A 14,054-nucleotide genomic window follows, 5' to 3' on the forward strand; every position below is an offset into this window, starting at 1 on the left:
AAGTAGGTTTAAAAATATTATTTATAACTTAATTAATTTTAAGTCATCCATCCAGAATTCCCCCGTCTCCATGACAGCACTTATTTTCATAGGCCCATTCTCTGTTACACTAAACGTTTTAGAAATATAAACCCAACCTGTATCTATTAGAATATTTTCATTTTCTGAAACTGCTTCTATTCCAAAATTCAGTCTGAAAAAAGAATTTCTCTCTTGCCCACCAGATATCTGATTATCGTAAATACTATTTATTTTTCCCTTAGCTCTTATCCAAGCAGAAAACTTATAACTTCTATTTATCTCCAAGTCCAATGGAACTTTTAGCCTCATATATTCAAAAGACGTTATAATTCCACCTTCACCTTGAGAATCTGGCATCCAATCAGGCATGGTATAATTATAAAAACAAGAATTACCACTCTTTGCAATAGAATCAGTAATTTTATTCACCGTGAGAAACGCATTTTTAAAATACCAATGTTCAGTAATATCATTATTCATTTCAAAATCACCATTAGGAATTAATTGATTTTGAGAGGTATCATCATCTTTACTACAAGAAACAATTAAAACAGCGATTAACATTAATATTTTATATGATTTCATATTATTATCTTTTTAATTTTCTACTTTGTACATTTTTAAAGAATTGATTTCCAATGAACCAGGGTATTTGGTGCCTGTAACACCATCAAAATCACCATACGCCACAAATACTAATTTTGGACTTACACTACTGAAATAATCAAAATTTTTACGAAATAGCCCTGACACATCTTCACCTTTATAGCAGGCCTTAAAAAATTCATTTTCCAAATCTATATAAATGGTAAGTTTGTCCTCCTCAAAATATGTAGCTCCCAACCCGTTGTTGAAGCAAGGTTCGTCAGTACCATTTATCCATATAATTTTGTTAAACAAGTACAACCTAATTCCTCCACCACTAGAATATAAACCAAAGCCATTATCACAATCGTAATGCCTATGATATGATTTTAAAAAAGAAACATCAATGTCGAACAATAACTTATCATTTTCCTGAATATTAAACTCTGATAAATTTTTTGTTGCTTCAACCGTAGAACCAATGCTTTCCATATACAATTTATTATCAAAAGCTATTGTTCCTGTTATATTATTCAAATCCCAACTCCCCTGATCTACAAAATTATCTTCATATATCAAGATTGTGTTTAAATCTTCCGGTATACCACAAGGACTTCGTTTGGTGATAATTTTGATTTCATCCTTCAATAGTTGTCCGGAAACATGTTTTCCTTTGATCGTAAGTGTATAGGTTCCTTCATATTTAATAGAAAACTTTATAAACCTATCTCCATTAACAGAAAAATCCCTCTTTAATTCATAAACCACATCTCCTTCTTTTCTGGAAAACTCCCATTCTACAATTGTAACTTCGTTGTTTATAAAGATTTCATTTTTTTCATAAGTATAAATAGTTATTTCATTCTCTTCAATAATTTCAATATTTGATAGGATCTCGTCATCACCCTTGCTGCAAGAGACGGTAAAAAGTACTACAAAAAAAAGTATGCTAATTCTCATGTCTTTATTTTCTAGTTTTCTACTTTGTATATTTTAAGGCTATTAATTATCGCTTGAGTATCATAATAGCATCCACTACAGTTGTCAATATTTCCTTGATGCGCCGTAAAACTAATTGAATTACCCTCTAATCCATCAATACCCTCTACTTCCATCAAGAAATATATATCTTCTGCTGGGTTACAGGCATTCAAATTTCCGGTACTTACATCTATATAAAGCTTAATTTTCTGCTTGTTCCAATTCCAGGAAAACTTGTCTACTGCATTTTCATGATCCCAATTAATCGCTATTTTTTTGCCGAAGAGTTTAATTTCTATATTAGTGTTTCGATCACAATCAGCAAAAGAAGAACTAATTGTATAACAAATAGGCGGTAACAATTCTTCTACGTCAATTTCAAAATAAAGTTTTGATGTGTTCTGAATATTGAGACCATCTAAAGAAAGGGTCGTTTCTACCTTATTACTGTATCCAGAGTTAATAGTTAATTGAGAATTTTCAAAACTTATAAATCCGATCGGACTATCACAACAGGGGTAGGGATCATCTGCAAAAAAACTCCAATTTCCTTGTTCATTAAATTCGTCGTCTACTATTAATGACAAGGTCAATCCCTCTGGAATACTGCAAGGAATTGGTATTACATTTATTTTTTTGGTATCTGATCTTGATATTCCTTCAAAATCCGTAGCTGTTAATTTTAGTATATACTCTCCTTCTGTTCTGGCGCTAAAATATTGTTCTGGGTTTATGTTCGTATGTAACCATAAATCAGAAGTTGTTTCTCCATCTGGTTTAGAAATTAACTCCCATTCATACTTTTCAATATTTTCATCAGTCTCAATATTCAAAATGACTTTCTCCATTTTAAATACCGTAACATCCTCTCCGGCATCGGCTACAAAAGCCTCTTCTATTTCGTCTGGTTCATCGTTAGAGCAACTATAGCATATTATCAATATTAATATAAAAAAGTACTTTTTCATGGTTTTATGAACTGTATTTTGATACTACTATATAATATAGTGTCTTAATACTGTGAAATGATACCTTATAATAACAAAAAATATGTCTCATTTTTAGAGCGGATACAAAAACCCTTTCTTAGTACGATATCAATTCCTTCAAAATCAAACCTCTAGTTTCTCCATCCCCGTAAAGTTTGGTGTCAAAATCCAGTTCTTTTGTTTTTAACTCATTATAGGTATTAACGATTAAGGATTCGTTTGATCCTGCCAGAAAGTTTACATCAGTTTCTACCAACTCTGTCCATTCGGTTTCTTCTCTTGCCGTAATACAGGGTTTTTTAAAGAAATACGCTTCTTTTTGTACTCCTCCACTATCTGTTATTACCATAGAACAATTAGCCAACAGCCAAATCATCTCCAAATATCCTACAGGCGCAATAATCTCTATAGAAGGGCTTAATTCTATATTATATTTTTCTAAATACGATTTTGTTCTAGGATGTAACGGAAGTATTACTTTTTCTTTTGAAGCTATTTGAGATAAGGCTGAGAATATCGCTGTCAACTTTTCTTTAGAATCGGTGTTTTCTGCTCTGTGAATTGTAGATAAAACAAATGTACCTTCAGAAACTCCTTCTGGTTTCACAGATTTTTCTCTATATACATTTGCGGCATCCAACATAATATCACCAGTCCTAACAACTTTATATCCTATATTGGTGCTGCCTTCTTTTTCTAGATTAGTTACAGCTGTAGCAGTTGGGCAAAATAGAATATCACTTATACGGTCTGTAAGTATTCTATTGATTTCTTCCGGCATTTTATTGTTAAACGATCGTAAACCTGCTTCTACATGGGCTACTTTTACATGTAATTTTTTTGCTGCTAATGCTCCTGCAATTGTAGAATTGGTATCTCCATAGACTAATACCCAATCCGGTTTTTCATCTAGTATTACTTTTTCAATTTTTTCGAGCATTTGGCCAGTCATAGCTCCATGAGTTAATGAATTTATTCCTAAATCATAATCAGGTTTAGGAATATTCATTTGATTAAAGAAAATATCACTCATATTAGCATCAAAATGCTGCCCTGTATGTATTATAATTTCAGAAACTTTATTTTGATTAGTTTCGTTATGTTCTTTTATGGCTTTACTAACCATTGCAGCCTTAACAAACTGCGGCCTTGCACCGATTATTGTTATTATTTTCATTTAAAATCTGTGTTTCTTAGTTTAAGATTGAAGAGTAAAGATCAAATAATTTCTTCTCTTCTACGGTCCAATTATATTTCTCTTCAACGGCCTTTCTGGCACTTATACCCATTTCTCTTGCCATATCCGGATTTTCTTTTATCGTTTTTATTGCTGCTGCAACTTCTTCTGGGTTTTCAGGATCTACACAAATACCGCAATTGTATTGATCTGTTATCTCTTTCCAATACTCAAAATTAGACATAATCACCGGCAAAGAAGCCGACATATATTCAAATAGTTTATTGGGTTGTGAATTAACATGATTGGGGTACGCCTGAAATAATACTAATCCTGCCATAGATTGTTCCATTACTTCCCTAAGTTTTTCTCTGCTTGAGAATCCATGATCTATTACGTTCTCCCATCCTTTTAATCCCATAGCTCGTTCTTTAAGCTCTTTATTAGGGAATTCTCCACATATATTTAGTTTTGTATCTCCCTGCTCTAATGCTTCAACCATCTCCATTATTCCTCGAATCTCTAAAATCCCTCCAACATAACAAACTTCATTCTTTTTTGCAGTATTCTCTATTGTTGCCGAGAGTTCATTCAGGATCGGAAAATTATTTATGTTTAAGGTATCCGAATTAATCTTTAAAAATCTTTTTCCTATATGAGGAGTAGCAGTAATTAATGCTGTAAATCTTCTTGCCCCAAAATTCTCAAACCTTTCTAAGACAAACTCCATTATTTTTCTCTTTAAACCCTTGTTTTTCTGTACAAAATACTGTCTGGGTAAATCTTCATGAATATCATATATTACTTTCTTTCCCTTCCATTTTAAAATCAATCCCGGTATAATTAGTTCAGGGTCATGAAAATGATATATATCTGCGTTTAATTTTAAAGCTTTTCTTAAAACTTTATACGGTGTAATAAAAACTCTAATTAGTTTGTTTTTAGGTTTAGCAATACCATGGATGGATATTCCATCTACATTTTCATCACCTTTTCCGTCGGCAACAATCAAATTTACATTATATCCTTTTTTCAACAATGAAAGACATTCTTTTCGAAAAATTCTTGTATCGCTTCGTGGATGTGGTGATGTAAAATGACAAACTTTATTTTGTAGATTGTTCATAGCAAAAAATAACTGTTCTTTATGTTAATGTATATTTGGTGTTTCTTAATACAAACATGCTCATAATAAACAAAATCAATAATCCGTGGGTCAAGACAGATCCTGATAATGAAGCATTTGTAAATGTAAATATTAATAAAATAAACAGTCCGAAAAACTTTGGACTTATTTTAAAAAAGTTCAGTAAACTAATATATATTGATACTATTATTATGTTTATAAATGCACCCAATACCCCTGCATTTTTAAAACCATTTGCAATAATTCCTGTGTTAGCATTAACATGAGGTTTACTCAAATACTCTTTACCAATAGTATGTGACGGCGTTAGTTCGTATGGGTATGACACCCATCTTGACATAAATGAATCGGACCAATATATTGGTCTATCATAAAAAAAATCATAAAAGCCAAAGTCTAATAATGGGTTTAACATGAATATCCTATTCATAGTAATAGTCCACCCATAATCATAATTAAAAAAATAATCTAACCCCCACGTTGTAATCGTAAGTAAAACAAGAAGTTTGATTAACAAGTACGTTTTTTTTAGATAATCATATTTATAAAAAACCAAAACCGTGAAAGTTCCTAAAAATACTATCTTGTGAGACCCACATAAATACAAAAACATTAATAGTACAAACCCTATTAATAGAGCAAATCTATTCTTATAAAAAAGGGAAAAAACCATAATTATTGGTAAAATAATTTTTCCATACCAAGAATATGTATATCCAGTGTACAAATTATTAATGTTATCGGTAACTAGGGTTCTTGTCTTATATACGTCTATCAATAATAAATTCTTTAGATTTATGTATGGATAGTAGACGTATAAAAAAGGGATTAATCCAATAATAGTGATTGCAAGAAGGACCTTTGTGGTTTGATTTTTATCCAGAACTGGGTTTTCAAAATTCCAGTTAATTAAAGAGAAAAAATAAATAAACCATAACAAAATATTAGTATAGAGAAATAAATCTATAGGAACTATTGCGTTGGAAGCATAAAACAATCCGCCGGGTATCACAAAAAAAATCAATATCAAGTTTAAAATTGAATACAAAAATGTATTTATTTTTAACGAATTGACAATTATGATATTAAGTAACACTAATAAAAAAACGCATATAAATCTAATTGGTAAAAATTCAAAAATACTATTTGTATTATCAGCAAGAGCGTTATATGAATCCCCATAGATAATATAGCTAAAATGTAATACTGCAAATAATACAAAGTATAACAAAAGACTTATTACAATCTTATATTTATATGTGTTTATTTTTATCGTCATATTTGACCTAGTTTGGTTCTTTTTAAGTTAAATAATAGATAGGTGAAAAACACAAAAAAAGAAACTCCGATATATCTATTAAGCATACTTTCGAACAAAAAGTTGATGATAATTAGTAATAAAAAAGAATGAATAATTATTTTTTCTTTATCCACTAAATTTTTGGTTTTATTGTAAAGTAAATACAACAAATACAACAAAACGCCTAGCCCCAGCAAACCACATTCTAGCACAATTTGAAAATATTGATTATGAGCATTCAAAACCTTATTATTATTCCTTTGAAATCCAATTTCATCATACATATTATTTAGTTCTTCCTGTGCTTTTGGAATACCTAAACCAAATTGATGTTTCTTAATAACCTTTAAAGCACCTTCCCAGACAGATAATCTAGGTAGTTTCGGAAAATCAACAGAATTCTCGCCTTGTACTGTTTCATAAAAGCTTTTTATGCTTATACTGATTCTAGGGTGATAAACTGCGCTGAGAACAACGATAAGTAAAAACCCAAAACCGTATATTGACCTTTTTTTTAAAGATTTAACCTTATATCTCAGCAGTAAAAAAAACAGTATAATTAAATTTAATATTCCGGCTAGACTAATCGTTTGGAGAACGCCAAGTATTAAAATTGATATCATGATTTTTTTTCCTTTAAAATCTTCTAAATAAAAAAGCAAAACCATCAACCCAAAAGTAAGGTATAAAGCAAAGTAAGATATTTGAATTAATACCGAAAAATGTGTTCCAAAAAAATAATTCCCTTCATATACCATAGACTTAAAGAACCCAAAACCACGACTTTCATTTAACAAAGGATTAAAAACAATATTTCCTGATTCGATAATCAATGAATTCTTAATTGCAAAAACTATACAAATGATATAGGCAATCAAACAGCCATATACGAACGCTTTTAAAATTTTTTTATAATCAAATTTATAGGATGTCGAAAACAAAAATGGAAAGATTAAAAGAGATGCTTTTTGTTCAAACCATTTAAACTCTATTTTGTCTGATAATAATGCAGAGATCCCCACATATAAAACATATAAAATCGGTAAAATCAATAATTCTTTTCTCCATTCTATATGCGCTTTTTTCTTTACAATTTCTATAATTAGAACTAAAAGGCAGACAAAAATTAATATCGTCGAAGCTTTTTCATGAATTGGCATTGAAAAAGCAAAAAGAGCAAATAAACTATTTAATTCTATTTTTTTAAAAAAACTCATTTAACGAATTATTATTAGTGTTTTTTTAACTAAAAAACTTATCCCTTATTTTAAAACCAAATTGAAACAATCCTTCATTATTTGGATAATCCCTATAGGTTTTATTAGGCATATCAATAATTTTCTGAAACTCTTCAAATGAAACCCCAAGCTTTTTTGCCACATATTCCATATCTTCAATATGAGAGTTGTCTGGATATACTTCTTGTTTCATTTCTTCTAGAGCTTCTTCTCTGGTAATTTGTTTGGAAACGATCATACTAGATATATGTGCTCTACGCTTATCGTACCCAAACTTATGAGGTAGATAATATGCCTGAAAAAACTTGGTAAAACGAGATTCATGATGTTTTCCGCCGTAATATTGCCAATCCAACTCTTTCTTCATCATTTCGATGGCTTTATCTTTATTATAAGGCATCATATTCAAAGCCTTTACAATCTTCATTTTTCGGATAAAAGGAAAATATACATATCTTCTGAAAAAGGTAACATATGGGTATTTTTTAAGCTTTTTTGCTCCGAAGGTTTTATGAATTGATTTCAAACTTTTATAGTCCAGCGCATTGTAACCCCATGACTTTGGTAAAATAGATTCTGTTGCAAAATTTCCTCCACTAAAAACGTATTCAATATTGTTTTTAACAGCATAACCATATAATGCAGAAAATATGGCGTGATCTTGAGGTACATCTTGATTGGCAACATTAGCTTTAAAATACGCTAATTGTAAATCTTTCATTTCTTGCCAATCCACCACATGAGTATGTAAATCAAGACCTAGTTTTTTTACAATATTTTCTACATTTTTAACCGCCAATTCAGAATTCCATCCACAATCAATATGGACTACTAAGGGTCTAAGACCCAATTGAACCACCCTATAAGCCAGATAAGAGCTATCAACACCACCACTCAATCCAATAATACAATCATACTCTTTATTCTTTTGTGTCTTTTTTATTTTTTCGGCAATGGCCACAAGTTTTTGTTCGCCTTCCTTATTTGGAAACCACAAGCCATTTGCTCTTTCTATAGCCTCATTACAATGATTACAATTTCCTTCTTGATCAAAAACGATTTCGGGATCGGATGTATCCATAATACATCGATTACAGATTTGATATTCTCTTTCTTTCATACGTTTTTAAATTGGTTTATATGGTCTTCTGTGATATTATGAAATAGTTATATTTTCTCCTACAGACTTTACAACAAGACCTTGATTCATTTTTATTTTCTTAGTTGTTAATGATTTCTTTTATTTCTGTAGGATCTGGATATGAAATGAGTACACCCCTTTTTTTTCCTTGAAAAACAAAAAGACTCCCAGCAGCAGCAGCAGATGCTCTTCCTTGGTAAAACGCCTCTTTAAAATCATTTAATTCTCCTGCGCCTCCACAAGCAATAACCGGAATAGAAACCGCATCTGTGATTTCTCGAATCATCTCAATATCATAGCCATTCATAACGCCATCTCTTTCTATAGCGTTTAAAAATAATTCTCCTGCGCCAAGTTTCTCCATCTCTATTGCGTACGTAATAGGATCCTTTTTTGTGTTCTTTTTGCCTCCATTAACATACACCGAAGTTTTACCAAACAGATTTTTTTTATAGTCAATAGAAATTACTATTGTAGAACTACCAAAAATGGTAGCTGCTTCTTTTATGAATTGGGGATTATAAAAAGCGGCCGAATTTATAGCTACTTTTTCGGCACCAGAAGCAATTAGTCTTCTAATTTGATCAATTGTCTTTATTCCTCCTCCATAACAGAATGGCATAAAACATTCAGTAGCTATATCGCCAATCAATTCATATGGCGGTTCCTTTCTATCCTTTGTGGCATCTATATCAAGAAATACTAATTCATCGACTTCTTTTTCATTAAAAATTTTAACTGCATTAATAGGGTCACCAATATAGGTCGAATCCTTAAATTTTATTGTTTTAACCAGTCCATTATCTCTTAATAATAAACAGGGAATTATTCTTTTAAGTGCCATAATTAATATTCTCGGACAAAATTCTCTAATAGTTTCATGCCAAACTTATGGCTTTTCTCAGGATGAAATTGCACTCCCAGAATATTATCTTTCTCAACGGCAGAATCAAAATCAAAATTATAATTCGTTTGAGTTAATCCAGAATCATCATTTACATCCATATAATAAGAATGCACAAAGTAAAATTTGGGTTCTTCATACATCTCTTTAAATAGTTTGCTCTTTTTCTGTAAGTTGGTGTAATTCCAACCAATATGCGGTACTTTGAAATTCCTGTCATTAAAATTAAATCTCCTGACCTTGGCATCAATCCAACCTAATCCTTTTTGTTTTCCTTCTTCACTTCCTTGACATAATAATTGGGATCCCAGGCAAATTCCCAAAATTGGTTTTTTCTCTACTAATGCTTTTTCATTAAGCACATCCCATAAATTATATTTTTTCAAACTTTCGATACCAGAATCAAATGCCCCTACTCCAGGTAAAATAATTTTTTCCGCAGATTCTAATTTAACGGGATCAGAAGTAATTTCGGAACTAGCTCCAATTTTTTTTAACATATTTTGGATTGAGCCTAAGTTTCCGACCTTATAATCTACTATTGTTATCATCTTTTCATTGTTTATTTCCTTTTGCAAAAGAATATGATAGATATATATTCAATATATATAATAGTGAATAGGAAGCTACAAAAGAAATTAATGCAACTTTGATATCATTATAATAGATTCCTATTGCAAAAGAAATCACGGCAAAAATAAGCAATCCTATTTGCCAAAACATATCATAATGTTGTTTTTCTGCAATATTAAACATATAACTTAAAGGACTTGCTGTAAATTTAAAAAAGAAAAGTATCGAAAAAATCTGAGCAAATTCGCCAGCCATGCTCCATTCCTTCCCAAATATGATTCCAAATATAAATGGGGATATAAAAAACAATAAAATTGTTGGTATAATAGAAAGCAAGACAAGTGTTTTAAAAGTTTTTACAAAAATATCCTTACAATTTCCATCTTTGGCATAATCTTCACTTGCTCTTTGTTTAAATACATCTAATACGGATCTTCCTAAAAGACTTATTGGGGCATTTAGCACTCTTTCCATTAATGAGTAATTTCCTAAAATCGCACCACCAAAATATTTTCCAATTACGAATATTGGCAATTGATTTGAAACCACGTTGATGAACTCTGCTGGTAAGGTAAAATATGGAAACCTTTTGTATCGTTTCATCAATGCCAACATACCAGTTTTAGTTATTTTGGAAAATACGGAATCCCTGTCTCGTCTAAACTTATGAATCAAATATAAAACGGAAAAAATTCTTCCTGAAACAAAACCTAATAATAAACCTACGGGAGTATAACCTAGGGTTCCTGATCCTATTTGCACTCCGGTCATTGCAGTTGTATTTATTATTTTACTGGCCGCCATTCTTTTATAAAGCGTTTTTCTATTAAACCAAAAGCTTATGGCATTAAAAACTCCCATAAATAGAACAGATACTGGGATAAAATATAACCATTTTGACAACGTCCTTGCATCTTCTTGGTTATCCGTTAAGAAACTTGATAATTCTACATTAAAAAAGAAAACTCCTAGAAAAATTATAGTGCTAATTATGAAAGCAATCAGAATAGATAATACTGTTATATTAGCAGAGTCTTCATCTTTCTCTGGGATTATTATAGCTATATCATATTTTAATGAAACAACAACTGTAACAACCGCTGCCAGTGACATATATGTTGCTAATATTCCAAAATCATCTGGAGTATATAATCTTGTTAAAATAGGTGATAATGCCAAAGGGACCGCCTGCGCCATTGCAGTCCCGGTAACTAAAGTTATTATATTTCTAGAAAAACTGGATTTTAATATTCTCAAAAGTAGTTAATTATTAATCCTTTTTTAAAAATCTATGATATTCTCCCTTAAGTCCAACGGGGGCTGAATTTCTAATATCATGGACGATTTTGATTGCAGTTCTTGCTGCATCCAAGCCATACCCTTTTCCGTTTAAAATATCTTTATATACCATGGTATGCAGATCAGTAAATCCACCACTAAACTCAAGCTCTTCATCATCAATAGTAATAGATCTAAAAGTTGTTTGTCCTTTTTCTTTTACTTCTTGTGGTAAATACTCTGCATTAATTGATAAAAACCAACGAACACGTGCATTCTTAAACTCTAAATATCCCGCCGCTCTATCTTCTTCATGTACATGAACCACATTTTCTTGAATATCTCCAAAAATCCAGGATAACATATCATAAAAATGAACTCCGATGTTAGTTGCAATTCCTCCAGACTTAGTTTTATCTCCTTTCCAAGAAGTATGATACCAATTACCTCTTGAAGTTAAATAGGTTAGATCTACTTCAAACTTGGTGTCTTTTTTTTGTTTTTCAACCTTTTCTTTTAGTGCTATTATTGATGGGTGCACCCTAAGTTGCAGTATATTATAGATTTTTTTGCCTGTTTTCTCTTCTACTCTTTGCAGTTTATCCACATTCCATGGATTTAACACTAATGGTTTTTCACATATCGCATCAGCGCCACTACGTAAGGCAAATCGTATGTGAGCATCATGTAGATAATTTGGAGAACAAATACTCACATAATCCAAAAATACATCTTGTTCATATTTAAGTTTCTCTATATGTCTATCAAACCTTTCAAACTCAACAAAAAAATCTGCCTTTGGAAAATGAGAGTCAATAATTCCTACACTATCATTTTTATCATATGCCGCCAAAAGTTCATTATTTGTGTCCTTAATAGCTTTCATGTGTCTTGGAGCTATATAGCCTGCTGCTCCTATAAGCGCAAAATTTTTCATAATAATTCTTTCAATTCTTTGGTTATATATTGTATTTCTTGATCAGATAGATATGGGTTCATTGGTAAACTCATAATTTCATTAGATACATTTTCTGAAACGGGAAAATCTCCTTGTTTATATTCCAAATACTCAAAGCATTCTTGTAAATGAAGGGGTTTTGGATAATGCACCGCCGTAGGGATTCCTTTTTCTTTTAATTTTAATTGGACACCATTACGATCTTTTATTCGAATAGAATATTGGGCCCATACCGAAGTATTATATTCCTCTACAAACGGGATGGTTGTATGATTTATAAGATGTTCATTGTATTTTTTTGCCACCTTTTGTCGCCTAGCTACATCATTGTCATAATACTTTAATTTTTCTATCAAGATTGCAGCCTGCAATGTGTCTAAACGACCTCCTATTCCAATATATTTATGGATGTATCGTTCTGTTTGACCGTGTACTCGTATGCTCTTTATTTTGTCTGATAAAGCTTCGTCGTTTGTAAAAACAGCTCCCCCATCACCAAAACAACCCAATGGTTTGGCTGGGAAAAAAGAAGTACAACCAATCGTAGAAAGGTTACAACTTTGCTTTCCTTTATAAGTAGCTCCAAAACTTTGAGCCCCATCCTCAATAACAGCTAAATCGTATTTCTTTGCCAAGGCATTAACAGCATCCATATCGGCAACTTGCCCATAAAGCGATATCGGCATTATTGCCTTTGTTTTCTCGGTTATTTTTTCCTCAATACGATTAACATCAATATTATAAGTAGATTCATCAATATCAACAAATACCGGAACAGCTCCCAAAAAAGCAATTGTTTCGGCAGAAGCAATAAAAGTAAAAGGTGACGTTATAATTTCGTCTCCTGGTTTAATATCTAGGGCCATCATTGCCAATATAAGAGCATCCGTTCCTGATGCACAGGTAATAGCATGTTTTGCTCCCGTGTATTGTTGCAACTGCATTTCCAAATCCTGTACTTCTTTCCCCATAATAAATCTTGAGGAGGAAACTACATCACTCATTGCTATATCAATGGCATCCTTATGTTCTAGATAAGCTTTGGTTAAATTAGCAAAATCTATTTTCATTCTAACTATTTAATTCTTTTTACTATATTTTCTTCTAAATTCAAGATATATTCCTGATTACTTTCGGGACATATCGCTTTTTGGTTATCATCAAAATTTAAACGATGACCAAATTCACTTACCCACCCTATTTGTTTGGCTGGATTCCCTACTATTAGAGCATACGGTTTAATTGTTTTAGTAACTACAGCACCAGCACCAATTAATGCATATTCTCCAATATTATTTCCGCAAATTATTGTTGCATTAGCTCCAATAGATGCTCCTTTCTTTACTATCGTTACCGCATATTGCCCTCTTCTATTGACAGCACTTCTAGGATTAATCACATTAGTAAACACCATAGAAGGCCCTAAAAAGACATCATCTTCACAAATCACTCCAGTATAAATAGAGACATTATTTTGAACCTTAACGTTCTTCCCTAGTTTTACTTCTGGAGAAACCACTACATTCTGTCCAATATTGCACGATTCTCCTATACTACAATTGGACATTATATGAGAAAAATGCCATATTTTGGTGTCCTTACCTATATTACAATTACTATCTATAACTGCTGTTTCATGAGCATAGTATTTTGTATCACTCATACCTTAAAATTCTATCTATTATTAACTCCTTTGATAAAAAACCTTTCACATCATAAACCCTGGCATTTGTACTCCCTGATTTTTTAACTTCAATATTGT

General features: G+C 31.4%; 14 protein-coding genes. All 14 read right to left on the bottom strand.

Features of this window, described 5'->3' with window-relative positions; genetic code table 11:
* Window positions 1-21: 21 nt before the first annotated feature.
* Window positions 22-585 carry a hypothetical protein gene (locus DK508_RS17115; protein ID WP_109302008.1) on the bottom strand — a complete coding sequence of 188 codons (564 nt, stop codon included), beginning with the start codon at window positions 583-585 and terminating at the stop codon, window positions 22-24.
* A 33-nt stretch (window positions 586-618) separates the two neighbouring features.
* Complete coding sequence (locus DK508_RS17120; RefSeq protein WP_109302009.1) at window positions 619-1,566, bottom strand: hypothetical protein; 948 nt, start codon at window positions 1,564-1,566, stop codon at window positions 619-621.
* Between the two features lie 11 nt (window positions 1,567-1,577).
* The gene (locus tag DK508_RS17125) at window positions 1,578-2,555 is read right to left on the bottom strand and encodes a hypothetical protein (RefSeq protein ID WP_109302010.1); all 978 of its coding nucleotides are present in this window, start codon (window positions 2,553-2,555) and stop codon (window positions 1,578-1,580) included.
* Between the two features lie 118 nt (window positions 2,556-2,673).
* Window positions 2,674-3,753, bottom strand: a complete 1,080-nt coding sequence (gene wecB / locus DK508_RS17130) for a non-hydrolyzing UDP-N-acetylglucosamine 2-epimerase (RefSeq protein WP_109302011.1) — start codon at window positions 3,751-3,753, stop codon at window positions 2,674-2,676.
* A 16-nt stretch (window positions 3,754-3,769) separates the two neighbouring features.
* A complete protein-coding gene (locus tag DK508_RS17135) occupies window positions 3,770-4,879 on the bottom strand; it encodes a glycosyltransferase family 4 protein (RefSeq protein WP_109302012.1) in 1,110 nt (369 codons plus the stop codon).
* Window positions 4,880-4,898: 19 nt separating this feature from the next.
* Window positions 4,899-5,417 carry a hypothetical protein gene (locus tag DK508_RS21250; RefSeq protein ID WP_160114772.1) on the bottom strand — a complete coding sequence of 173 codons (519 nt, stop codon included), beginning with the start codon at window positions 5,415-5,417 and terminating at the stop codon, window positions 4,899-4,901.
* 758 nt (window positions 5,418-6,175) lie between these two features.
* Entirely contained in the window at window positions 6,176-7,417 is a 1,242-nt protein-coding gene (locus tag DK508_RS17145) for an O-antigen ligase family protein (RefSeq protein ID WP_109302014.1), read from the bottom strand.
* A gap of 25 nt (window positions 7,418-7,442) precedes the next feature.
* Window positions 7,443-8,558, bottom strand: coding sequence for an N-acetyl sugar amidotransferase (locus DK508_RS17150; protein WP_109302015.1), 1,116 nt, complete (start codon window positions 8,556-8,558; stop codon window positions 7,443-7,445).
* A gap of 100 nt (window positions 8,559-8,658) precedes the next feature.
* A complete protein-coding gene (locus DK508_RS17155; RefSeq protein WP_109302016.1) occupies window positions 8,659-9,423 on the bottom strand; it encodes an AglZ/HisF2 family acetamidino modification protein in 765 nt (254 codons plus the stop codon).
* A 2-nt stretch (window positions 9,424-9,425) separates the two neighbouring features.
* A complete protein-coding gene (gene hisH / locus DK508_RS17160; RefSeq protein ID WP_109302017.1) occupies window positions 9,426-10,034 on the bottom strand; it encodes an imidazole glycerol phosphate synthase subunit HisH in 609 nt (202 codons plus the stop codon).
* Window positions 10,035-10,038: 4 nt separating this feature from the next.
* Window positions 10,039-11,313 carry a lipopolysaccharide biosynthesis protein gene (locus tag DK508_RS17165; protein WP_160114773.1) on the bottom strand — a complete coding sequence of 425 codons (1,275 nt, stop codon included), beginning with the start codon at window positions 11,311-11,313 and terminating at the stop codon, window positions 10,039-10,041.
* A gap of 13 nt (window positions 11,314-11,326) precedes the next feature.
* Entirely contained in the window at window positions 11,327-12,271 is a 945-nt protein-coding gene (locus tag DK508_RS17170) for a Gfo/Idh/MocA family protein (RefSeq protein WP_109302019.1), read from the bottom strand.
* Window positions 12,268-13,362: a DegT/DnrJ/EryC1/StrS aminotransferase family protein gene (locus tag DK508_RS17175; RefSeq protein ID WP_109302020.1), complete on the bottom strand. Its 1,095-nt coding sequence runs from the start codon at window positions 13,360-13,362 to the stop codon at window positions 12,268-12,270. The genes DK508_RS17170 and DK508_RS17175 overlap by 4 nt, the downstream gene beginning before the upstream one ends.
* A gap of 5 nt (window positions 13,363-13,367) precedes the next feature.
* Complete coding sequence (locus DK508_RS17180; protein WP_109302021.1) at window positions 13,368-13,955, bottom strand: acyltransferase; 588 nt, start codon at window positions 13,953-13,955, stop codon at window positions 13,368-13,370.
* Between the last annotated feature and the right edge of the window lie 99 nt (window positions 13,956-14,054).

Source organism: Aquimarina sp. AU474 (assembly GCF_900312815.1).
GTDB lineage: Bacteria > Bacteroidota > Bacteroidia > Flavobacteriales > Flavobacteriaceae > Aquimarina.

What these genes read in the sequence shown, in the direction of transcription:
- DK508_RS17180 (WP_109302021.1), bottom strand. Translation starts at nt 13,955, where the DNA reads ATGAGTGATACAAAATACTATGCTCATGAAACAGCAGTTATAGATAGT.
- DK508_RS17135 (WP_109302012.1), bottom strand. Translation starts at nt 4,879, where the DNA reads ATGAACAATCTACAAAATAAAGTTTGTCATTTTACATCACCACATCCA.
- DK508_RS17115 (WP_109302008.1), bottom strand. Translation starts at nt 585, where the DNA reads ATGTTAATCGCTGTTTTAATTGTTTCTTGTAGTAAAGATGATGATACC.
- DK508_RS17125 (WP_109302010.1), bottom strand. Translation starts at nt 2,555, where the DNA reads ATGAAAAAGTACTTTTTTATATTAATATTGATAATATGCTATAGTTGC.
- DK508_RS17150 (WP_109302015.1), bottom strand. Translation starts at nt 8,558, where the DNA reads ATGAAAGAAAGAGAATATCAAATCTGTAATCGATGTATTATGGATACA.
- hisH (WP_109302017.1), bottom strand. Translation starts at nt 10,034, where the DNA reads ATGATAACAATAGTAGATTATAAGGTCGGAAACTTAGGCTCAATCCAA.
- DK508_RS17175 (WP_109302020.1), bottom strand. Translation starts at nt 13,362, where the DNA reads ATGAAAATAGATTTTGCTAATTTAACCAAAGCTTATCTAGAACATAAG.
- DK508_RS17145 (WP_109302014.1), bottom strand. Translation starts at nt 7,417, where the DNA reads ATGAGTTTTTTTAAAAAAATAGAATTAAATAGTTTATTTGCTCTTTTT.
- DK508_RS17120 (WP_109302009.1), bottom strand. Translation starts at nt 1,566, where the DNA reads ATGAGAATTAGCATACTTTTTTTTGTAGTACTTTTTACCGTCTCTTGC.
- DK508_RS17155 (WP_109302016.1), bottom strand. Translation starts at nt 9,423, where the DNA reads ATGGCACTTAAAAGAATAATTCCCTGTTTATTATTAAGAGATAATGGA.
- DK508_RS17170 (WP_109302019.1), bottom strand. Translation starts at nt 12,271, where the DNA reads ATGAAAAATTTTGCGCTTATAGGAGCAGCAGGCTATATAGCTCCAAGA.
- wecB (WP_109302011.1), bottom strand. Translation starts at nt 3,753, where the DNA reads ATGAAAATAATAACAATAATCGGTGCAAGGCCGCAGTTTGTTAAGGCT.